The sequence below is a fragment of the Saccharicrinis fermentans DSM 9555 = JCM 21142 genome (assembly GCF_000517085.1).
GTDB classification, from domain to species: Bacteria; Bacteroidota; Bacteroidia; order Bacteroidales; family Marinilabiliaceae; genus Saccharicrinis; species Saccharicrinis fermentans.
Map to the genome: position 1 here is coordinate 4,428,507 of NZ_KI912107.1, position 21,051 is coordinate 4,449,557.

A 21,051-nucleotide genomic window follows, 5' to 3' on the forward strand; every position below is an offset into this window, starting at 1 on the left:
TATTTACATCTCTTTAAGCAGTAATTAACCAATATAATTCTGGTTGCCACAAAGGTAAACTTACAATATGAAACGACCATGCCAAGGAATTTTGACACCCAAGTGGATAAATAATTTCATGGGAATTTCATGTGGCCGTTGAAAAACAAAATTTTTGACACATGAAACAATTAGAAGGAAAAATCATCCAGATAGTAGGTCCTGTCATTGATGTTAGTTTTGATTTAGAAGATCAAGAACTTCCTAGTATTTTAGATGCACTCGAGATATGTCGCGAGAATGGTGAAATAGTTACCATTGAGTGTCAACAACACATCGGAGAGCAAACCATCAGGTGTATATCAATGGATACCACGGACGGTTTGGTACGTGGCATGAAGGTAATACCAACAGGACAACCAATATTAATGCCTCCTGCCAATACAGTTAAAGGTAGATTGCTAAGTGTGACCGGAAAAGCCATTGACGGTATTGGAGATATTACAAAAGTAAATGGTACACCCATCCACAGAGAACCTCCCAAGTTTGAAGAATTATCTACTGAAACTGAAATTCTTTTTACCGGTATTAAAGTAATTGACCTGATTGAACCCTACGCCAAAGGAGGTAAGATTGGTCTTTTTGGAGGAGCAGGGGTAGGAAAGACCGTACTTATTCAAGAACTAATCAACAACATAGCCAAAGGATATGATGGATTATCAGTATTTGCAGGTGTTGGTGAACGTACCCGTGAAGGTAATGATTTACTCCGGGAAATGATTGAAGCAGGCATCGTAGACTATGGCGAAGCATTTAAGAAAAGTATGGAAGAAGGCGGATGGGATTTATCCAAGGTAGATAAAAAAGCACTGGATCAATCACAGGTAACCATGGTGTTTGGCCAAATGAACGAACCCCCTGGTGCACGTGCCCGTGTTGCCTTATCAGGTTTAAGTATTGCCGAGAGTTTTCGTGATGGTGATGGTACCGGAACTGGTAAAGATATCCTGCTTTTTGTTGATAATATCTTCCGTTTTACACAAGCTGGCTCTGAAGTTTCTGCCTTATTAGGTCGCATGCCTTCTGCGGTTGGATACCAACCTACATTGGCATCAGAAATGGGAGAGTTACAAGAACGTATCACTTCTACAAAAAGTGGCTCTATCACCTCTGTACAAGCTGTATATGTACCCGCTGATGACCTTACTGACCCGGCACCAGCCACCACATTTACCCACTTGGATGCAACCACCGTACTAAGTCGTAAAATTGCAGAGCTAGGTATTTATCCTGCCGTTGATCCATTGGATTCTACGTCCAGAATTTTATCACCTGATATTGTTGGAGATAAACATTACAACACTGCACAAAGAGTAAAAGAAATTCTTCAACGTTACAAAGAACTACAAGATATTATAGCCATCTTAGGAATGGAAGAACTATCGGAAGAAGATAAACAAGTAGTCCACAGAGCTCGTAGGGTACAACGCTTCTTATCTCAGCCTTTCCATGTTGCCGAACAATTTACCGGATTGAAAGGTACTTTCGTTGGCATTGAAGATACCATTAAAGGCTTTAATATGATTATAGATGGAGAAGTAGACAAATATCCTGAGGCTGCATTTAACTTGGTAGGAACCATTGAAGAAGCCATCGAAAAAGGAGAAAAACTATTGGCAGAAGCAAAATAATATAATTATTAGTTGACAAGTACTAACTATTATGAAGGACTTAAATTTACAGATCATAACACCCGAAAAAATACTCTTTTCGGCCGATGTGGGATTTATTCAATTACCAGGTTTTAATGGAAGTTTTACCGTTTTAAAAGACCATGCTCCCATTGTTTCAACCTTAGTTCCAGGTAAAATAAGAATATTTGCCAAAGATGGTAAAGAACATTTTTTTAACTGTAATGGTGGTGTTTTTGAATGTAAAAACAATAAAGCGTCCATATTGATGAGCTCAATGAAAGAATAACAATCAACATTATATTGAATATATAGGCCGCAATCACACCCGATTACGGCTTTTTTTTGCTTAAAAAAACAAAGAATCTAATATTCCATACAAAACAATTAACTTTACACCATATTCACGAAAGTGTCCAAATAATTACATAATGGATACGGGTACTTGTAAACAATATATTTTGGAAAAGATATTAATCATCAGATTAAGTTCCATAGGGGACATCATTCAATGCATGTCGATTACAGGAGGTTTTAAAAACCACCATCCTAATGCAGAGGTACATTGGATTGTACGTAAGGATTTAGCATCACTTTTAAAAATCGATCCCAGGATTGATCGGCTCATTGCGTTTGATCGCGAAGAGGGGATAGGTGGCCTTATCAAGCTCGCTTTTCAGCTAAAAAAAGAAAAATATACGCACGTTTATGATGCACACAGCAACATACGTTCTAATATTTTAAAGGCTATTATTTGTCCGCCACTAACACATATTCAACAAATTACCCGAAAAAAAAGCAGACTGAAAAGAATACTATTGTTCAATTTCAGAATTAACTTACTTCCTAAACCATTCAGAGCATTTGAATCATTTAGAAAGCCATTAATAAAATGGGGTATTCATAATTTCTTCACCCCGCAAAACAATTGGGTATTTCCCACAGAAACAGAAGATAAATGTAGGCAACTACTAAAAAATCAACCTGCACAAACAATTACCCTGGTGCCTTCGGCCGCTTGGGAACTAAAACGCTGGCCAGTTTCCTATTGGAAAAAATTGATAGAATTACTACCTGATTTTCATTTTACCATATTAGCCGGACCTCAAGATAACTTTTGTAACGATATAGCGGAAACAGCACCCGAACAAGTGTTGAATTTAGCCGGTAAAACCTCTTTACTAGAAAGCTTTTGTGTTACCTCAAAAGCTCAATACGTGGTAAGTGGCGATACTGGATTTTTACATGCTGCAGATCTTTTTAATGTTCCTGGTTGCGCCATAATAGGACCAACAGCCTTTGGCTATCCAACAGGAGAAAAAATGAAAATATTTGATTTACAGTTACCATGTCAACCTTGTAGTAAACATGGAAATACCAAATGTAAATTGCAGGAAATTAAAAAATGTTTGGTAGATATTACACCAGAACAAATTGTAGAAGAAATTAAAAAAAATATTTCTGTATTTTCAAAATCCTCCATTTAACAATATGATTTAGATATGAGCAGCTTAAAAAAAACATACACCAACATAGTAACAGCCAAACACAAGAATTTAAAGCCTGTTTACTATCTAAAAAACTTTTTAAAGCTTAAAATACTACCACAATTCACTCATAATAAGCTAGATAAAAAATTAAAAAAAATTAAAAAATTCGATATAAACTATATTCAAAATAGAGTCAACTATTACAATAAACTTGAAAATGAAACTGCCTTAAAAAAAAGTACAGGCACATTACAAGAATTTATATTTGATGGAAAAGAAAAAACTTATTTTTTTGACACTTGGAAATACACCCGTTTTTTTAAACCAGAATATAAATTTGCCTATAGATTTGGAGATGTCACCCAAATACCTGATGAACCCGCTATTGTAAAAAGTAGACCCATCAACGGTAAAAATCAAAATGCGGTTTTATTAAACTTAAACAAAATACGTCATTTTATTTATGTAAATGAAAGCAAGTCTCTCTCCAAAAAAAAAGATCAACTCGTATGGAGAGGTAATATTTGGAAACACCAACCCCAACGAATACTGTTTTTAGAAAAACATTTTAACAATCCACTTTGTAATGTTGGCCATGTAAATAAAGCAGACCTAGAAAGTAAATGGCAAGTTGATAAACTAAATATAGTGGAACAACTAAATTATAAATTTATTCTTTCGCTGGAAGGAAACGATGTGGCAACCAATTTAAAATGGATCATGTCATCTCATTCAGTGGCAGTAATGCCAACTCCCAAATACGAGACCTGGTTTATGGAAGGGACACTTATTCCAGACTACCATTATATTCACATTAAGGACGATTATTCAGACTTAAACGATAAACTGAACTACTATATCCACCACCCTGAAAAAACGGAGGAAATACGTAAAAATGCCAACAAATACATTCATCAATTCAAAAACAAAGAAAGAGAAGATCTGATTTCCTTATTGGTTCTACAAAAATACTTTTTTAAAACAAACTTATAATAAGTATTTTAATAAGATATAAAGCTTTAAACTTAATTCAACACACTTAAAACCTAATAAATAATAACATGCGTATTTGTATTACACGAACGGCTAAAAAGGCGTATTCAGAAACCTTTATACATGATCAGATTACCCAATTTTCAAAACTAGCAGATATATATACAATATACAGAGGAATATACCCTGAAAGAAAAGAAGATGGCAGTCTCTTAAGTCCCAAGCCATTATGGATCATGCACAAAATTGTCAAAGTTTTTGTTGGTAGAAACAATTTTTTCGGTAATTACGGCGTAAAAAAATATTTACAAGAAAACAAAATTGATACGGTGTTTGCCAATTATGGAATGTCAGGCTCATATATGGTTCCGGTATGCAAAACATTAAATATTCCATTAATTGTCATTTTTCATGGATATGATGCCACAGAAAACAAAATCATCCGAAAATTTAGAAAAAAGTACCACAAGCTTTTTGACTACGCTTCAAGTATCATAGCTGTATCAGAAGAAATGAAGAAGAAACTTATTGCGCTGGATGCGAACCCTTCAAAAATTAAAGTAATTCCGTATGGTGTAGATATTTCTAAATTTAAACCCAACAACGAAATTATTACACAGAAAAAATTTCTTGCAGTGGGTCGTTTAACCGCAAAAAAAGCACCACTCACAACAATTTCGGCATTTAGTAAAGTATTAAAAAAATTCCCAGACGCTACACTTACTATAGTAGGAAAAAAAACAGGTCTATTTGAAAAATGCGAACAATTGGTACAAGAATTAAAAATTAAAGATTCTGTAATTTTTACAGGAGCACTGCCACACCATGAAATAGCTGCGTTAATGAGATCTTCATTGGCTTTTGTTCAGCACTCCATCACTGCTCACAATGGAGATATGGAAGGAACACCATTAGGTATTTTAGAAGCCAGTGCAACAGGACTACCTGTAGTAAGTACTCTGCATGGAGGTATAAAAGAGGCCATTATACACAACAAAACAGGTTATTTAATTGAAGAAAACGATGAAGATAGCATGGCTAAATATATGATCGAAATTTGTAAAAATCCTATCCAGGCAAAAGAAATGGGTCGAAATGGACGATTGCATATTGAAAAAAACTACAACCAACCAGTTCAAATAAAAAAAATATATGATATTATCTTAAATAACTACCAATCAAATAAATAAAAAAGAACGTCATTTTTTATAAAAGAAATACTACCCCGGCCATCCATAAAGGATGGCTGGAAACACTTACTTGTTAAGATCAAAATACTTTTTAAGAATTAAAAGTGATATTAACCTTTCTTGTTTTTTATCTTTAAAATTATCCACATAAGCATTGGCATTTTTTATAATTTCCGCTGCTTTTTCTGGGTTATTTAGATAAAAATTCAATTTTTCATCTAAATCAGAATAATCCTTTTTTATATGAATATAATGATAGTCAGGTATCAAGGTTCCTTCCATAAACCAAGTTTCATACTCAGGAGTAGGCATAACAGCAATAGAATTAGATGACATCACCCATTTTAAATTAGTAGCAACATCATGTCCTTCAAGACTTAAAATAAACTTATACTTCAATTGCTCGCCCAAAGTCATCTTCTCTTTGAACCATTTCTTTTCTCTAAACTTTCGAGATGTAACACCAATATCACATAATTCATTATCAAAATGGGCTTTAAAAAACGCTATCCTTTTCACCTTATTATCAGTAACATTGCCTCTCCATAATACAATATTTTTTTTATCACTAAAATCTATCTTATCCTTCACAAAGCCATAGTGTCGAATTTTATTGAGTTTCAGTAAAATTGAATTTTTGTTATCACCATGAATAGGTCTACTTTTTACAAATGATGGCTCTTCTGGAATTGTTACAACGTCTCCAAATTCATAATTAAAGACATAATTTTTATTAAAATACTTTGTTAATTCGTAGGTGTCAAAAAAATAAGTAGAAAATGCGTGCCTAAACTTAAAATTTTTAATGGAGGTTGCATTATTAAGTTTAAAAGGCGCATCAAGTTTATTACAATAGTCAACCCTATATTTTACATAATCCAGATTTTTAATATTCTTTTCATCTAATAACTTAGACAATCTTGATTTATACAAAAACTGAGGAATAGTATACTTTAAAAAATTAGTAGCATAAAAAAGCTCTTTAGAAGTGCTCATTCTTGTGGAGAGCAATTGCTTCACTGAATCTTTAATTTTATATCCAGAAATCATATCTAAATGTTAATATTACGATTGAAATTGAAAATACTTATTTAAAACCAAAAGGGAAATAACTCTTTCCTGTTTTTTATTCTTAAACTGCTGAATATATTGATGTGCATTTCTAATTATCTCCAATGCCTTATCTTCATTCTTCAAGTAATAATTTAACTTTTCATCTAAATCAGAAAAATCCCTCTTAATAGATATATAATGATAATCAGGTATTAAAGTACCTTCCATAAACCAAGTCTCATATTCAGGTTTCGGCATTACCGCAATAGAATTAGAAGACATAATCCACTTTAAATTAGTAGCTACATCAATACCTTCAATACTCAATACAAACTTATAAGTTAACTGTTCGTCAATGGTTAGTTTTGGTTGTTTCCAAACGTCATCACATCTTGAATGCGGGGTAGCAGCAATATCACATAAGGTATTATTAAAATGCCGCTTGAAAAAATCTATTCTTTTTGTTGTACGCTCATCAATATGGCCACGCCACACAAGCAAATCCTTTTTCCTAGCATATTTGTATCTATCCTTAGAAAAGGTATAATGCCTTACCTTATTCAATTTTAATATGATTGAATTTTGATTTTCACCTTCTATAGGTCTACTTTTAACAAGAGTTGGTCCTTTGGGAATCGTAGTTACATCTCCAAATAAATAAGCTATTTTATTCTTTAAAGGAAAAAATTTTATATCCTGATATAAATCAAAAAAGTAAGAAGAATCTTTACCATTAAATTTATAATCTTTTAATGGAACAAAATCTGATAAAGTATAGTTTTTATCAAGCTTATTATAATAGTTTACTCTCTTTTGAAGGTAAGGGTCATTTAAATATTTTTTCTTAAAATATGAACCTAGCATAGCTCTATAAAAGGCTTTGGGAATAATAAATTTTATTCCATTATCCAGATAAAATAAGGCTTTAATATTTTTATGTCTAAAAGACTTTAATGTTCGGACAAAATTTCGCATATGTAATCTCTAAATTTACGGACTCTGTTATGGGTAAAACTAATACATCCTACCAATAGACTTCATTATTCATTCAAAAAACTAATAAACTTTTTACACTGAAATTCAAAACTCCACTTTTCATGATGATAAACATTTTCTTTATTTTGGGGTTTTAAATTATTCAACACTCGAACAATATCTTCATCTGGATGATAAAATAAAGACGTCTTTTTAAAATCTTCGAATTGACTAAAAAAGTGATCCATAATCAAGGGTATATTATAACCAAAGGCTAAATTAAAGGAACCAGATATCTTATTTTTATACTCCTCAATAGAAACGTGATTTGAATGAATAAGTGGCAAAATAAAATCACTGTTCTCCATATAACTCTGAAAAACATCCTTTTCTATAAATTTATCCCAAAAAATACAGCTATGGTTACTATCATATTTTTCAAATTCCTTTCGAATATCCTGACCATGATCTTTCACAAAGATACTTTGTCCAAGAAATAAGAGTTTAACATTTTTATTCAGTTTTCCACTTTTAAAAGAATTCAACAAGGTATCATAGTCACGCCTGGATTTTTGCATTCTACCGGGAATAGTGACCCATATTTCATCCTTTTGTTTATCTAATGGAATAGATTTATGTTTTTGAAAAAAAATAGGGTAGTAGGATGAACAATTCTTTTTTACAGGTAAACAATTGTCTATTCCATCCAACAAATAATCATTCAGAAAAAAATAGCCCTTCGCCTTTTTTACCAATTGAGAGTTCTTCTTTTCAATCAGCATTTTTTTATTGTGAACCAAGCCAAAATAATCCCTCTTTTTACTGGAGCATATTCTTAAAAGATTGGTTACAGGACTATATAAGGAACTATTAAAAATAACTTTTTCAATACGATTTTTTCTTAAAAAATTAAGAATTTTAAAGTGTCCAACACCCCATTGATTACTTCTAACAGTCAGAATATCTTCAAACATATCAAGATACTGAATTCTGCTTTTCATGCGGTAGTTACAAACCAAAAACAATTTAACCTCTGCAGACGACTTTAAATAAACAACTTGAGAATAAATACATTCATCATGGAAGTTATTAAATTCAACGATGGCTACATTCATAGATTTTTTTTTGCTAAAGTAGTATTTATAATTAAGTACCTTTGCACCAGAATTATCATTATTGAAATTTTTTAATGAAACGAGAAGAATTTGAAATAATGGCGCCAGTAGGTTCTTATGAATCTTTGAGAGCGGCCATTCAAGCAGGAGCCAATTCAGTGTATTTTGGAATTGAAGGATTGAATATGCGCTCCAGATCATCCAACAATTTTACAGTCGACGATTTACACAAGATTGTTACGATAGCACAAGAAAAGCACGTTAAAACATATCTAACTGTAAACACTGTTCTTTACGATCAGGACTTAAACCTGATGCGAAAAGTAATTTTAGCAGCCAAAGAAGCCAATATATCGGCAGTAATAGCTTCTGATGTATCTGCTATTTCCTTTGCACGAGAAATAGGAGTAGAGATACACCTAAGTACACAGCTTAATATTTCAAATATCGAAGCCCTCAAATTCTACGCGCAGTTTGCTGATGTTGTGGTGTTAGCTCGTGAACTCGACATGGATCAAGTGGCTCAAATATATCGAGAAATTGAGCTTCAACAGATTAAAGGTCCAAATGGTCAATTAATTCAAATAGAAATGTTCTGTCATGGTGCACTATGTATGGCTGTATCAGGCAAATGTTACCTGAGCTTACATAATACTACTTCCTCGGCCAATAGGGGAGCCTGCTTACAAACTTGTCGCAGAAGTTATATTGTAACCGATAAGGAAACAGGTCAAGAATTAGAAGTAGACAATGAATATATCATGTCACCCAAAGACTTAAAAACCATTCACTTTTTAAATAAAATGGTGGATGCAGGGGTACGCGTATTTAAAATAGAGGGGAGAGCAAGAGGTCCAGAATATGTACATACGGTGGTAAAGGCGTATAATGAAGCCTTAAATGCCATTCTGGAAGGCAACTTTAATCAAAGTAAAATTGATGGATGGGATAAAGAATTAAAAACAGTTTTTAACCGTGGTTTTTGGGATGGATATTACTTGGGGCAAAAGCTAGGTGAATGGAGTCACAATTACGGAAACAGAGCCTCAAAACGAAAAATTTATATAGGTAAAGGAACCAACTACTTTCCTAAAATTGGTGTAGCAGAGTTTCTCATGGAAACACAAAGTTTGAAAGTAGGTGATGAAATACTCATTACAGGTCCAACCACAGGTGTAATAAAAATGAAGGTTCCTGAAATAAGAGTAGAATTAAAACCAGTAGAAGAGACCCAAAAAGGGGAGAGGTTCTCTATGCCTATTAAGGAAAAAATAAGACGATCAGACAAACTATATAAACTAGTTGATGCACATACCTCGTTGAATCAATAAAACATCTTTATCTCATTAATAAGAACATGGGTGTACAACGATCGAACTATGTTACAACTTAAAATTACAAGAAGCTTAAAAACTGAAAAATGAAATACCAAGGCAATATTATTAAAATGAAAAGCTCTTTAGCTGAACCGGTTGAATATGTGCTTCCCATAGGTGATAAACACATTGCACTCAATAAATTCATTCATCAAAAAATTATTTTAACATACCTACACCAAATCAATTGTATTTCCTGTGGTAATAAAACCAACAAATCGTTTGGACAAGGCTTTTGTTATACCTGCTTTACAGAATCTCCACAGGCAAGCGAATGCGTCTTACATCCTGATAAATGTAAAGCACACTTAGGTATTTCCAGAGATCAAGAATGGGCAAATGACCATTGTCTTCAACCACATGTTGTGTATTTGGCCGTATCATCCAATTTAAAAGTAGGAATCACCCGTAAAACACAAATACCAACACGTTGGATTGACCAGGGAGCCTCACGCGCTATTATAGTCGCGGAAACACCTAACAGACACATCGCAGGAACCATAGAAAAATTTCTAATGCAATTTTATTCTGATAAAACAAGTTGGCAAGGCATGTTAAAGGGAAAAATAGAGCAAATTAATTTACACAGCGAAAAAGAAAAGGCCTATCATTATTTACCCAATGAGTTAAAACAATACTGCACTTCCGACAACAACATAAGCGAAATACATTTTCCTGTGGACCAGTATCCCACAAAAATTAGCAGCTTAAGTTTTGATAAATCAGAGAAGATAGAAGGTATTTTAACCGGAATAAAAGGTCAATATCTGTTACTGGATAACTCATTCGTGCTAAATATTAGAAAACACAATGGATACCTAATTGAAATAGAAACACCTGAGTAAATATTCACGTCACTAAAATCTTTTAATCAAACAATTAAATATAATCATTAGTGAAAGTATTTGATCTAATATTCAGGAATAGGATGTCCAGATTTACTTCTGGATATTTTTTTTGTATTTATAGCAAACTGAATAACCACACTGTTTATAATAGAGTCGTTGGTTTTATTACTGGAACTGTTCTTAATTTTTAGAAATTCGTTCACCAAAAAATCTGACTCTTGATGACTTGTTTTTACTTCGCTAAGGGGATATGTGTTTTTCCAATTATCGGTCAATAATCTTTTAATTTCCGCATTTGAACCATAAAAATCACCTATTAATATCACTGGAACGCCAGCAGATATTTCATCGATCTTTCTTAACAAATCAAAACCTATTAACCTGGATTGATACAAAGTAAGGTTCTTTTGAAGCTGTAGGTTAAAAAGATAGAAAATATGCCCCGTTCGCTGGTTTCTTAATTGATACCATGAAACCAAATTTTGGCCATACCTCAGACTATCATTGTTATAAGAAATTACGGACGAAGCCAAAAAATCAAATGAAGAAATTTTATAGGCAACAGGAGAAACAAGTTGTAAAGTAGAATCCTGGGCAATATTCAAAGGCATAAAACGATACCCTATTGATTCAATATGATCGGTACACTTTCTACTAAAATTACTCTCTTTAAAACTAATTAAATCGGGATTCGATCGGGATATAAAAAATTGTAAAGTATCAAAATAAGGCTCATGAACATAAATAGAATCACCAGCAAACTGACAGGTAAACTTCATACTAGTTACTGAAATATTTTTACCTTTATGATGACATCCGCAAAGAAATATCAGATTAAAAAGAAAGAAATAAAAAATAAACCTCATTACAAACCATTTGTAGTCAATATACAGGCTTAAAACTTGCGATAAATATTATTTACACGTGAAGCCCGTAATAGTTGATAATGCACCAAAAATTGGTGATAACCCCAAGCACACTCCTTCAAATGGGATTTTTATGGCCTACAATAATTTGAATATCATTAATTTAAAAAAACAAGTCCCAAAAAAAATTAAAACAAAAACTTTAAAACACTCCCGTTAATAATCTAAAGAATCAATATGAATAGTGACACCTATATTAAACTTTTCCTTAATTTTATTTTCATACTGGGTTGCCATACGATGGGCTTCCGCCAGGCTCATATTACCCGATAAAGAAATATGAAAAGTAAGTTCAGAGTGATGTCCATATTTATGAATTAAGAAATGGTGAGGATCTAAATCTCTCATAAAAGTATCAAAACCAATTTTTTGAATGCTCTCCTTTAACTCATCATCAATTCTTTCGCCTAAAAACAACGACAATGCTTCTTTTAATATTTTATAAGTAGTATAAAATATTAAAAAAGAAACAATAAGACCAAGTATTCCGTCCATCCACCAAAAATATTTCCCAATAAAAATACCCACCAAAATTACAACACTTGAAATAGCATCACTTCTATGATGCCATCCATCTGCAACCAAAGATGTGGAAGATGTTTTATTTCCAAAATAAATAGAATACTGAGCCATCATTTCTTTCACAACAATGGAAACAACAGTTACAATAATAGCATACTTTCCATATTCGACTGATTCGTGAGAACTAAGTTTCAGGATGGATTCATAGGTAAAATTAGCACCCACAATAGCCAATAATATACCTACAAAAATAGTAGCAATCAGTTCAGCTCTGCCATGCCCAAAGGGATGATCTTCATCCGCTGGTTTCATTGAAACCTTAATACCAATAAGAACAGCAAAAGACGAAATTGAATCGGTTAAAGTATGCCAAGCATCCGCAATCAAAGCCACTGAATTATATAAAATACCCACCCAAAATTTAATGGCAAATAATGCAATATTTAAGACGATAGACAACCAAGAAATGATTAATCCGGTAGTATACAATTTTTTCTGGCTCATTATAATTTATCTTTAATCCTAGAACGATCAATAGGATAACCATTCTTTTTCCATTCTCTAATACCATCCTTAAGTTGAAAAACATTTCTATAACCTAAAGAGTCTAATAATTCTACACAATCCTTACTTCTTTTTCCTATTTCGCAGTAAACAAATAGCGTAGTATTTTTCTCTATATCTTTTAAATAGCTACGTAAACGCTCTTTCGTTCCGGCCCAAAGTGCATCCTTAATTCTAAACTTCTGGTAACTTTCTTTGATCCTTATATCAAAGATAACAACATCATTAAGAGTATATATAGAATTATAAAATTCATCGCACTCAAGGATGCTCGACTTCTGCGAAAAACCATTAATTGTCAATACAAAAAATAAACCTAAACAAAAAATAAACTTCATCCAACTATAATTATGCGATAAAAAAATCAGTAATAATTTGATCTGTCAGTATTTTCTGATCAAAACAAACTTTTAAATAACCATCTTGCTCAAACGTAGTTTTTAATTTTATATTTTTCTTCATTATTTCATTAAAAAAAAGGATAAATTCATCCTTCATTTGATTGATTACATTTAACTCAACACCTTTGTTTGTGCGTAATCCGAGCATAATAGCCTCATTATATTTATCCTTTTCACTTAAAATTTCAAATTCAAAATAACACTCCTCTTCTTGCACTTTTTTCATATACTCTTTTAAATCAGAAATATTCCACCTTCTTGACGGTGCAGAATAAGAATGAGCAGAGGGACCAAAGCCTAAATAGTTACTTCCATTCCAGTAACTAGAATTATGTTTAGATTCAAAGCCAGGTTGACAAAAGTTAGATATTTCATAATCAATAAAACCTTTCTCTTTTAATTTATGAATTAACAAAGCATGTTGTTCCACACTTACACTATCATCAACCTCTTTCAATATATTCTTTTTTAAATTTTTATAAAACACAGTTCCCGGTTCAAAAGTAAGGTGATAAGCAGATATATGCTGCACTCCCATTCCTAAAGCTGTATCAATACTACTTTCCCATTCCTGAAGGCTCATATTGGGAATACCATAGATCAAATCAATACTCACATTATCAAAGCCGGACCGTTTAGACAATTCAACTGCCTGTAGCGCCTCAGCAGCATTATGTCTACGATTCATAAAAGTAAGAATCTTATTGTTAAAACTTTGAATTCCCATACTTAAACGATTTATACCCAATTCTCTTAAATCTGTCAGATATGACATATTGATATCATCAGGATTCACCTCAATGGTAAACTCTTCAAGCTTAGATAGATCATAATGAGCAAACAAAACATCTACTATTTTTGTGAGGTCTTGTTTACTTAATAAACTAGGCGTACCGCCACCAAAATAAATAGTTTTTACAGCTTCACCATTTAATGTGTCTTTTCTATCAATGATCTCCTTACATAAACAAGCAACAAAGTCAGATTTATCCGTTAATCGAATAATACTGTAAAAATCGCAGTAACCGCATTTTTGAATACAAAAGGGAATGTGTATATAAATACCAGCCATTATTAAATTATTTTATACAGTAACTATTAATCCTTGCTATAGTTTAAAAATTATAAGAACGTTTCACGTGAAACATTTGTTTTTTATTTAAATATGGTACATTTGTTGCAAATATTTTTCACAATCTAAACTTAAAACACTATAAATCAAACACATTGATTATGTTTTTTATTAAAAATTACTGGAGAAGCATTTTTCTATTCTTAACAATATTTTTTCTAAGCGTTTCAAATGTCAACAATCTTGTTCCCGATAAGGTGCAACTATTTCATCATTTCGACAAATTTGCACATTTCACCATGTATCTGACCCTTAGTTTTGTTTTTTTTATTGAAAATCATAAAAGTACAAAACCTATTAGAAAAGGATGGATAGTATTGGACACCATAGTATTAGGTATATTGTTAGAATTCATACAATTACTATTTACAAATAATAGAAGTGGAAATTTTTATGACGCCGTATTTAATACCATAGGTGTTATGACAGGAAGCATCTTCTTTTTTGCCTTAAGAAATAGTGCATTTATATATAGATTAATGCTTTTTAAAAAGGTCTACAACAAATAATAATCTTCTTTATTTTTGATCCTACGGGTAATATTGCCGATGGTCTCTTCTTTAAAAAGTTTAAACATCTGACTACGCACTTCACAAAACTGATCATGAACAGGGCAGGGACGATTATTTTCATGAGCCGACTGGCAACTATTCATACCAATCATACAATTTTCAAATACATCGAGTCCATCAATAATACTCACTATATCCAAGAGTGTAATTTCATCGGCTGCAATGGCTAAGGAAAATCCTCCATGCGGTCCTTTATTAGACAGTAACATTTTTTGTTTTGCAAGAGTCTGTAATATCTTGCCTAAAAAAGGTGTAGGTATATCCAAATCCTTTGATATTTGTTTTATACCTATTTTTTTATCCTCTTGTTGATTCAAAGCCAGATATATAACCGAACGAACTGCGTATTTACAAGTATTAGATAGCATAATAAAAGATTTACAAATACTAAATTACACAAATATGCTAAAACACAAATATCTAATCACATTCTTTTAATTTGCATATTGCAAACAAAACCAAAGTCTCTAGTATATTGAGCGAGCGAGCCATATTAATTTGTTACGCACATAAATAAGTAGGAAGCTAAGCCATAAAAATTAAAAATCTCTTAGCTTCCGTTCTCAATAACAATTAATTAACAAGGTATTTTTTCTATCCTACGCTGATGTCTTCCACCCTCAAATTCTGACTCCAAAAAAGCATCAATAATAGCCTTTGCTTCATCAGAACTAATAAATCGGGCAGGAAGAGAGCATATATTGGCATCATTATGAACCCTAGCCAGTTCAGAAATTTCCTTATTCCAACACAAGGCAGCACGGATACCAACATGTTTATTAACAGTCATATTTATGCCATTTCCACTGCCACACACGGAGATACCTAACTCCACATCTTTGTTTTCAACAGCTGTTGCTAAAGGGTGTGCAAAGTCTGCATAATCACAACTTTCCTTTGAATCAGTACCAAAATCAATACATTTTATACCCTTTTCGGATAAGAATGATTTTAAAGTCTCTTTTAGTTCATAACCAGCATGATCTGCAGCCAGGCCAATAGTAGTATACTTCATTTTTTTTTTCAAAGATAAAAAGAAACTTGAACATCTAAGCCGACAACTACGTTAAGGGCTACATATAATAGACTAAAAGAAGGACCTAAATATAGTATATGAAGGCATTATTAATAAACTGTGAATAACTGGTTATTAATTGTTGATAAAATGTGAAAGCGGAAATGAAAAATATCAAAAAATAAATTTGTAATTATTTCATTTTTGTATAAGTCATCCTTGAAACGAATAAGTCAAGTGATAAAGTAATTAATTAAACACGTATTTCAAACAGCATTTTAACAGCTGTTATATCGTTTCAACCGATAATCTTATTAAATTTGTTTTCTATTAACAACTTGTTAATAAAGTATAGTAATAACTTGGTTTTTAAGAAACAACTAACAATATTACATGTTAATTAAATATTAATAAACCTGCTTCAAATGTTGAAGTAACATGTAAACAAGGATTTGTTTACAATTTTATAAACCGTATTAACAGACTATTATAATCATCATATATTTTAGAAATCTCTCTTTATTTAAAAATAATAATGGAACTAAAGGAAAATTGGTTGAAAAAAGGATTCGTCGATGAATCTACCAAAGAAGTTGGAAATATAGAAGATGCTTTTTTAAAACTGAAAAAGGAAAAAAATGCCGTATTAATGGCTCACTTCTATCAAGAGAATAAAATCCAGGATATCGCGGATTTTGTAGGTGATAGTTTAGCTTTGGCACAGTTTGCAGCCAAAACAGATGCTGAAATTATTATGGTCGCGGGTGTGCATTTTATGGGTGAAAGTGCTAAGATATTATCCCCAGAAAAAACAGTAATAGTTCCTGATTTAAATGCAGGATGTAGTTTAGCGGATAGTTGTCCGCCTGATGTTTTTGCTAAGTTTATAAAACAATATCCAGATCATAAGGTCATCACCTACGTGAATACTTCAGCTGAAATTAAGGCTTTATCTGATATTGTAGTAACCAGCACCAATGCTAAAGCTATTGTAGATAGTTTTCCTAAGGATGAAAAATTAATATTTGGACCTGATAAAAATCTGGGAAATTATATTAATAGTATAACCGGACGTGAAATGCTTTTATGGGACGGTGCCTGTCATGTTCATGAAAAGTTTTCACTGGAAAAAATACTTGAAATCAAGGATAGTAATAAAGACGCTGAAATATTGGCGCATCCTGAATGTAAAAAGCAACTTTTAATGGTTGCTGATCATATTGGGTCTACCGCTGCCCTTTTGAATTATTCCTCTACCAGCAGTAGTCAAAAATTTATTGTGGCTACCGAATCGGGTATTATTCATCAAATGAAACTAAAGAGCCCTAATAAGACATTTATTCCTGCTCCGCCTAATGATTCTACTTGTGCATGTAATGATTGCGAATTTATGCGTTTAAATACCATGGATAAGCTTTATAATGCACTAAAATTTGGGTGGCCAACCATTGAAGTAGATGAAGCGGTACGGGTGAAAGCCGTGAAGCCCATTGAAAGAATGCTAGATATTTCTAATAAACTAGGTCTTTAATTTGACGAATAGTTTACATATGTGCTAATATTTTGCTTTTTTTGTGCTTGGACTTCAATATCTATTTTAAATGGAAAATTCTGCTTCTTTGTCTATATTATTAGTTGAGGATAATATATTAAATCAAAAACTTATATTCTTGAATCTGAGTAAGCTAGGTTTTAAGATGGATATAGCTAATAATGGACAGGAGGCTTTGGATATGATTAAAAAATGTCGTTATGATTTGGTTATCATGGATTTAATGATGCCTGTTATGGATGGTCTTCAGGCTACTTCCGAAATTAGAAAGTATGAAGAGGGTTTGAGTTATTCTACGCCAATTATTGGTTTAACGGCCAATACTTTCGATGCCGATCGCGAAAAATGTTTGGCACAAGGTATGGATGAATATATGGCTAAGCCATTCGAATTAGATTTATTTATGGCCTTAATAAAACAATTGGGAATTATTAAATAGTGGGATGGAAGATAATTTTGATATACGTGAGGAAGGGTACCAAAATATAGAAAGAGAAGCCGATAATAAGTTACGGCCCTTGAAATTTGATGATTTTAAAGGACAGGATAGTATTGTTGAAAATCTAAAAATATTTGTGCAAGCTGCTTCCATGCGCGAGGAAGCTTTAGACCATGTTTTGTTACATGGCCCTCCAGGCCTTGGTAAAACGACTTTATCGAATATTATTGCCAATGAATTGGGCGTAGGCTTCAAATTAACAAGTGGACCTGTACTTGATAAACCTGGTGATTTGGCCGGTATACTCACTAATTTAGAACCTAATGATGTTCTATTTATTGACGAAATACACCGTCTTAGTCCTGTAGTTGAAGAGTATCTTTATTCAGCTATGGAAGATTATAGAATAGATATTGTCATTGATAAAGGACCTGGTGCACGAAGTATACAAATCGAATTAAACCCTTTTACATTGGTGGGTGCAACTACACGTAGTGGATTGTTAACTAGTCCATTAAGGGCTCGTTTTGGCATTAATTGTCACCTGGAATATTATGATAATACAGTTCTTGCGGGTATAGTGAATCGATCATCGGGTATTTTAGATACAAGTATTAGTAAGGAGGCTTGTCTCGAAATTTCTGGCAGAAGTCGCGGAACTCCACGTATTGCCAACGCATTACTTCGAAGGGTCAGAGATTTTGCCCAGGTAAAAGGTAATGGTTCCATTGATATTGAAATATCTAGATATTCACTGGAGGCCCTCAATATTGATCAGCATGGATTGGATGAAATGGATCATAAGATACTATGTACGCTTATAGATAAATTTCATGGAGGGCCTGTGGGTGTTGGTACCATTGCTACTGCTATTGGTGAGGATAGTGGTACCATAGAAGAGGTATATGAACCCTTTTTAATAAAGGAAGGATTTATCAAACGCACACCGAGGGGACGTATGGCGACAGCGTTGGCTTATAGTCATTTGGGAAAAGATTCTTTTAATCAGGAACAGTATTCACTTTTTTAATAAGCTAATGTATTTTGGGTAAGTTTAAGTCTTTGGCTGGTGATACAATTGTGTATGGCGGAAGTACCATTTTGGTGCGTCTTCTGAATTGGTTGTTGATGCCTTATTATATCCGTACGATGGATGGGATACAATATGGTATCGTGACTCAGCTCTACAGTTATATTGCTATATTACTGGTTATCTTAACTTATGGTTTTGAAACCAGTTTTTTTCGTTTTGCTAAAACAAAAAATTATAGTTCTGTTTTTACCACTGCTATTGGTAGTATTTTTTCAACCAGTTTACTTTTTTTGTGGTTCGTTGTTATTTTTAAGGATAGTTTTAGTGCCTGGCTTAGTAATGGCATTCCTGCTAAATTAGTTGTTATTGTTGCATTAATAGTCATTATTGATGCTATTTCATCCCTTATTTTTGCTAAAATACGTTACGAAGGTAAAAGTGTTCGTTTTGGTTTATTAAAGCTTTTAAATGTACTAATTTTAATTTCTTTCAACCTATTTTTTCTGTACTGGTGTCCGCAAAATTATGGATCGAATTTTTTTAGGTTATTGGATTGGTATGCCTTTTCTGATGATCAAGCTTTTTTTGTCTTACTATCTAATTTATTTGCCTCTTTTTCTATTTTAGTTGTCATTTTACCGGATGTTTTTAATTGTATTGGTAAGCTAGATTTTCGTTTGCTCCTTAATATGTATAAGTATTCTTTTCCAATTCTGATTGTAGGAATTACCGGGATGATAAATATTCAAATAGATAAGATTTTGATTCCTAAATTGGTAGGTGGTGATGAGGGTTTAAGACAATTGGCTATTTATGGTGCCAACTTTAAAATTGGTGTACTCATGGCTATGTTTACGCAATCGTTTCGTTTAGCCTTTGAACCTTTTTTCTTTAAAAATCATGCTGACAATAAACGTCCGGGTATGTATTCGGACATATTGAAGTTTTTTACCCTATTCGGATTGCTTATTTTCCTTGGCGTCACTTTTTTTATGGATTTCATCAATATCGTTCTTACTGAGGAGTACGAACAAGGAAATGTGATTATCCCAATTGTTTTGGTAGCCCAACTTTTAAGTGGAATCTATTTTACTTTGTCGGTATGGTATAAGGTAACAGATAATACTAAATACGGTGCTTTTATGGGTATTGTGGGGAGTATTATTACCGTATCGCTTAATTTTATTTTAATTCCTGTTATCGGGTATATTGGTGCGGCTTTGGCTAGTCTAATTTGTTTTGCTGTTATGGTGGGATTAAGTATTTATTGGGGTAATAAACATTCTAATATACGGTATAACTGGTGGCCGATTTTGCGTTATATTGCTCTTGCAGCTGTTATTTATGTGACTGGCATTTATATATTGCCCTTAATAAATATTTATAAGTCAGATTTTTCCATACTTTGGTATGATATTTTATTGTATGGTGTGCGGATTGGCTTAATAATTGTATTTTTAGGGTTTGTTTATTTGAAAGAGTTTAAAAAGAAGCTAATATAAAATCATGACATTAGAAGTTAAGTTAATTAATAAAAGTTCAAATATTGTTCCTTCGTATGCTACTGAGCTCTCGGCAGGAGTGGATTTAAGAGCCAGTCTTCAAGAGGATATGCTTATTAAACCTTTAGAGCGTGTGTTGGTTCCAACAGGTTTGTTTATTGAATTGCCTGCTGGTTTTGAAGCTCAAATTAGACCTAGAAGTGGTCTGGCACTTAAGCATGGTATTACAGTTTTGAATAGCCCTGGTACGATTGATGCTGATTATAGAGGTGAAATTAAAGTTATTTTGATTAATCTCTCCAAGGATAATTTTGTTATTAAAAATGGTGAACGCATTTGTCAAATGGTGGTAGCTAAACATGAGAAAGTGACCTTTTCATTGGTGGATCAGTTAGTAGATTCAGAAAGAGGGGCTGGTGGATTTGGCCACACCGGTAAGTTATAAATGTTTTTAATTCGTATTGTGTTTTATTAGATCGCTTTTATGTGTTTTGTTCTTTGAGGTAGGTTTAGTATTTTTTGCAATATTACTTTGTTCATTGTTTTGTATAAAACTCATTTGATTTAGTGAGGAAATATTGACTATTGAATGATTTTTAAAGTTTATTAAAGAGAGAATCGGGCAGATAAAACGAACCATTATTATTCTCTTAGGATATGTTTTGGTGGTGAGTTTGATGTGA

General features: G+C 32.6%; 22 protein-coding genes. 13 read left to right on the forward strand and 9 right to left on the reverse strand.

Going from position 1 to position 21,051, the window contains the following annotated elements; all coding sequences use genetic code 11:
• Window positions 1-161 precede the first annotated feature (161 nt).
• The 5 genes from atpD to CYTFE_RS27150 all read left to right on the forward strand — a co-directional run bounded on the left by atpD (window position 162) and on the right by CYTFE_RS27150 (window position 5,343).
• Complete coding sequence (gene atpD, locus CYTFE_RS0118055) at window positions 162-1,670, forward strand: F0F1 ATP synthase subunit beta (protein ID WP_027472955.1); 1,509 nt, start codon at window positions 162-164, stop codon at window positions 1,668-1,670.
• A gap of 31 nt (window positions 1,671-1,701) precedes the next feature.
• Window positions 1,702-1,959, forward strand: coding sequence for an ATP synthase F1 subunit epsilon (gene atpC, locus CYTFE_RS0118060; RefSeq protein ID WP_027472956.1), 258 nt, complete (start codon window positions 1,702-1,704; stop codon window positions 1,957-1,959).
• A gap of 172 nt (window positions 1,960-2,131) precedes the next feature.
• A complete protein-coding gene (locus CYTFE_RS0118065; RefSeq protein ID WP_027472957.1) occupies window positions 2,132-3,157 on the forward strand; it encodes a glycosyltransferase family 9 protein in 1,026 nt (341 codons plus the stop codon).
• 15 nt (window positions 3,158-3,172) lie between these two features.
• The gene (locus CYTFE_RS0118070) at window positions 3,173-4,153 is read left to right on the forward strand and encodes a glycosyl transferase family 90 (protein ID WP_044262901.1); all 981 of its coding nucleotides are present in this window, start codon (window positions 3,173-3,175) and stop codon (window positions 4,151-4,153) included.
• Between the two features lie 68 nt (window positions 4,154-4,221).
• Window positions 4,222-5,343, forward strand: coding sequence for a glycosyltransferase family 4 protein (locus tag CYTFE_RS27150; protein WP_052343282.1), 1,122 nt, complete (start codon window positions 4,222-4,224; stop codon window positions 5,341-5,343).
• A 66-nt stretch (window positions 5,344-5,409) separates the two neighbouring features.
• On the opposite strand, the gene CYTFE_RS0118080 is transcribed toward CYTFE_RS27150, so the two are convergent.
• The 3 genes from CYTFE_RS0118080 to CYTFE_RS0118090 all read right to left on the reverse strand — a co-directional run bounded on the left by CYTFE_RS0118080 (window position 5,410) and on the right by CYTFE_RS0118090 (window position 8,486).
• Window positions 5,410-6,393 (reverse strand): glycosyl transferase family 90, encoded by a 984-nt coding sequence (locus CYTFE_RS0118080; RefSeq protein WP_052343283.1) that lies wholly within the window; start codon window positions 6,391-6,393, stop codon window positions 5,410-5,412.
• A gap of 15 nt (window positions 6,394-6,408) precedes the next feature.
• A complete protein-coding gene (locus tag CYTFE_RS0118085) occupies window positions 6,409-7,371 on the reverse strand; it encodes a glycosyl transferase family 90 (RefSeq protein WP_027472960.1) in 963 nt (320 codons plus the stop codon).
• Between the two features lie 65 nt (window positions 7,372-7,436).
• Window positions 7,437-8,486 carry a hypothetical protein gene (locus tag CYTFE_RS0118090; protein ID WP_027472961.1) on the reverse strand — a complete coding sequence of 350 codons (1,050 nt, stop codon included), beginning with the start codon at window positions 8,484-8,486 and terminating at the stop codon, window positions 7,437-7,439.
• A 74-nt stretch (window positions 8,487-8,560) separates the two neighbouring features.
• On the opposite strand from CYTFE_RS0118090, the gene CYTFE_RS0118095 reads away from it, so the two are divergent.
• Both CYTFE_RS0118095 and CYTFE_RS0118100 read left to right on the forward strand, forming a co-directional pair.
• Entirely contained in the window at window positions 8,561-9,817 is a 1,257-nt protein-coding gene (locus CYTFE_RS0118095) for a peptidase U32 family protein (RefSeq protein ID WP_027472962.1), read from the forward strand.
• A gap of 89 nt (window positions 9,818-9,906) precedes the next feature.
• Complete coding sequence (locus CYTFE_RS0118100; RefSeq protein WP_027472963.1) at window positions 9,907-10,707, forward strand: DUF2797 domain-containing protein; 801 nt, start codon at window positions 9,907-9,909, stop codon at window positions 10,705-10,707.
• 65 nt (window positions 10,708-10,772) lie between these two features.
• Here CYTFE_RS0118100 and CYTFE_RS0118105 read toward each other — a convergent pair whose 3' ends face one another.
• The 4 genes from CYTFE_RS0118105 to hemW form a co-directional block, all read right to left on the reverse strand.
• Window positions 10,773-11,576, reverse strand: coding sequence for an exonuclease/endonuclease/phosphatase family protein (locus tag CYTFE_RS0118105; protein ID WP_152541648.1), 804 nt, complete (start codon window positions 11,574-11,576; stop codon window positions 10,773-10,775).
• A 216-nt stretch (window positions 11,577-11,792) separates the two neighbouring features.
• Complete coding sequence (locus tag CYTFE_RS0118115) at window positions 11,793-12,662, reverse strand: cation diffusion facilitator family transporter (RefSeq protein ID WP_027472965.1); 870 nt, start codon at window positions 12,660-12,662, stop codon at window positions 11,793-11,795.
• Window positions 12,662-13,060: a rhodanese-like domain-containing protein gene (locus CYTFE_RS0118120; RefSeq protein WP_027472966.1), complete on the reverse strand. Its 399-nt coding sequence runs from the start codon at window positions 13,058-13,060 to the stop codon at window positions 12,662-12,664. Before CYTFE_RS0118120 ends, CYTFE_RS0118115 begins: the two co-directional genes overlap by 1 nt.
• 10 nt (window positions 13,061-13,070) lie before the next feature.
• On the reverse strand, window positions 13,071-14,195 hold the full coding sequence (hemW, locus tag CYTFE_RS0118125; RefSeq protein WP_027472967.1) for a radical SAM family heme chaperone HemW: 1,125 nt from the start codon (window positions 14,193-14,195) through the stop codon (window positions 13,071-13,073).
• 161 nt (window positions 14,196-14,356) lie between these two features.
• On the opposite strand from hemW, the gene CYTFE_RS32020 reads away from it, so the two are divergent.
• The gene (locus CYTFE_RS32020; protein ID WP_027472968.1) at window positions 14,357-14,764 is read left to right on the forward strand and encodes a VanZ family protein; all 408 of its coding nucleotides are present in this window, start codon (window positions 14,357-14,359) and stop codon (window positions 14,762-14,764) included.
• Here CYTFE_RS32020 and CYTFE_RS0118135 read toward each other — a convergent pair.
• Both CYTFE_RS0118135 and rpiB read right to left on the reverse strand, forming a co-directional pair.
• A complete protein-coding gene (locus tag CYTFE_RS0118135; RefSeq protein WP_027472969.1) occupies window positions 14,752-15,195 on the reverse strand; it encodes an RrF2 family transcriptional regulator in 444 nt (147 codons plus the stop codon). The genes CYTFE_RS32020 and CYTFE_RS0118135 overlap by 13 nt on opposite strands.
• A 209-nt stretch (window positions 15,196-15,404) precedes the next feature.
• The gene (rpiB, locus tag CYTFE_RS0118140) at window positions 15,405-15,842 is read right to left on the reverse strand and encodes a ribose 5-phosphate isomerase B (protein WP_027472970.1); all 438 of its coding nucleotides are present in this window, start codon (window positions 15,840-15,842) and stop codon (window positions 15,405-15,407) included.
• A 535-nt stretch (window positions 15,843-16,377) separates the two neighbouring features.
• On the opposite strand from rpiB, the gene nadA reads away from it, so the two are divergent.
• From nadA to dut, 5 genes are all read left to right on the forward strand, one after another.
• On the forward strand, window positions 16,378-17,373 hold the full coding sequence (gene nadA / locus CYTFE_RS0118145; RefSeq protein ID WP_044212018.1) for a quinolinate synthase NadA: 996 nt from the start codon (window positions 16,378-16,380) through the stop codon (window positions 17,371-17,373).
• Between the two features lie 70 nt (window positions 17,374-17,443).
• Window positions 17,444-17,833: a response regulator gene (locus CYTFE_RS0118150; RefSeq protein WP_027472972.1), complete on the forward strand. Its 390-nt coding sequence runs from the start codon at window positions 17,444-17,446 to the stop codon at window positions 17,831-17,833.
• A 4-nt stretch (window positions 17,834-17,837) separates the two neighbouring features.
• Window positions 17,838-18,863, forward strand: coding sequence for a Holliday junction branch migration DNA helicase RuvB (gene ruvB, locus CYTFE_RS0118155; protein WP_027472973.1), 1,026 nt, complete (start codon window positions 17,838-17,840; stop codon window positions 18,861-18,863).
• A gap of 14 nt (window positions 18,864-18,877) precedes the next feature.
• Window positions 18,878-20,368: an MATE family efflux transporter gene (locus tag CYTFE_RS0118160; RefSeq protein ID WP_044212015.1), complete on the forward strand. Its 1,491-nt coding sequence runs from the start codon at window positions 18,878-18,880 to the stop codon at window positions 20,366-20,368.
• A gap of 4 nt (window positions 20,369-20,372) precedes the next feature.
• Entirely contained in the window at window positions 20,373-20,813 is a 441-nt protein-coding gene (gene dut, locus CYTFE_RS0118165; protein ID WP_027472975.1) for a dUTP diphosphatase, read from the forward strand.
• Window positions 20,814-21,051: the final 238 nt, after the last annotated feature.

Bases quoted from the DNA above. Each gene is read 5' to 3' on its own strand.
- atpD (WP_027472955.1), top strand. From the start codon at position 162: ATGAAACAATTAGAAGGAAAAATCATCCAGATAGTAGGTCCTGTCATT.
- atpC (WP_027472956.1), top strand. From the start codon at position 1,702: ATGAAGGACTTAAATTTACAGATCATAACACCCGAAAAAATACTCTTT.
- CYTFE_RS0118070 (WP_044262901.1), top strand. From the start codon at position 3,173: ATGAGCAGCTTAAAAAAAACATACACCAACATAGTAACAGCCAAACAC.
- CYTFE_RS27150 (WP_052343282.1), top strand. From the start codon at position 4,222: ATGCGTATTTGTATTACACGAACGGCTAAAAAGGCGTATTCAGAAACC.
- CYTFE_RS0118080 (WP_052343283.1), bottom strand. From the start codon at position 6,393: ATGATTTCTGGATATAAAATTAAAGATTCAGTGAAGCAATTGCTCTCC.
- CYTFE_RS0118085 (WP_027472960.1), bottom strand. From the start codon at position 7,371: ATGCGAAATTTTGTCCGAACATTAAAGTCTTTTAGACATAAAAATATT.
- CYTFE_RS0118090 (WP_027472961.1), bottom strand. From the start codon at position 8,486: ATGAATGTAGCCATCGTTGAATTTAATAACTTCCATGATGAATGTATT.
- CYTFE_RS0118095 (WP_027472962.1), top strand. From the start codon at position 8,561: ATGAAACGAGAAGAATTTGAAATAATGGCGCCAGTAGGTTCTTATGAA.
- CYTFE_RS0118100 (WP_027472963.1), top strand. From the start codon at position 9,907: ATGAAATACCAAGGCAATATTATTAAAATGAAAAGCTCTTTAGCTGAA.
- CYTFE_RS0118105 (WP_152541648.1), bottom strand. From the start codon at position 11,576: ATGAGGTTTATTTTTTATTTCTTTCTTTTTAATCTGATATTTCTTTGC.
- CYTFE_RS0118115 (WP_027472965.1), bottom strand. From the start codon at position 12,662: ATGAGCCAGAAAAAATTGTATACTACCGGATTAATCATTTCTTGGTTG.
- CYTFE_RS0118120 (WP_027472966.1), bottom strand. From the start codon at position 13,060: ATGAAGTTTATTTTTTGTTTAGGTTTATTTTTTGTATTGACAATTAAT.
- hemW (WP_027472967.1), bottom strand. From the start codon at position 14,195: ATGGCTGGTATTTATATACACATTCCCTTTTGTATTCAAAAATGCGGT.
- CYTFE_RS32020 (WP_027472968.1), top strand. From the start codon at position 14,357: ATGTTTTTTATTAAAAATTACTGGAGAAGCATTTTTCTATTCTTAACA.
- CYTFE_RS0118135 (WP_027472969.1), bottom strand. From the start codon at position 15,195: ATGCTATCTAATACTTGTAAATACGCAGTTCGTTCGGTTATATATCTG.
- rpiB (WP_027472970.1), bottom strand. From the start codon at position 15,842: ATGAAGTATACTACTATTGGCCTGGCTGCAGATCATGCTGGTTATGAA.
- nadA (WP_044212018.1), top strand. From the start codon at position 16,378: ATGGAACTAAAGGAAAATTGGTTGAAAAAAGGATTCGTCGATGAATCT.
- CYTFE_RS0118150 (WP_027472972.1), top strand. From the start codon at position 17,444: ATGGAAAATTCTGCTTCTTTGTCTATATTATTAGTTGAGGATAATATA.
- ruvB (WP_027472973.1), top strand. From the start codon at position 17,838: ATGGAAGATAATTTTGATATACGTGAGGAAGGGTACCAAAATATAGAA.
- dut (WP_027472975.1), top strand. From the start codon at position 20,373: ATGACATTAGAAGTTAAGTTAATTAATAAAAGTTCAAATATTGTTCCT.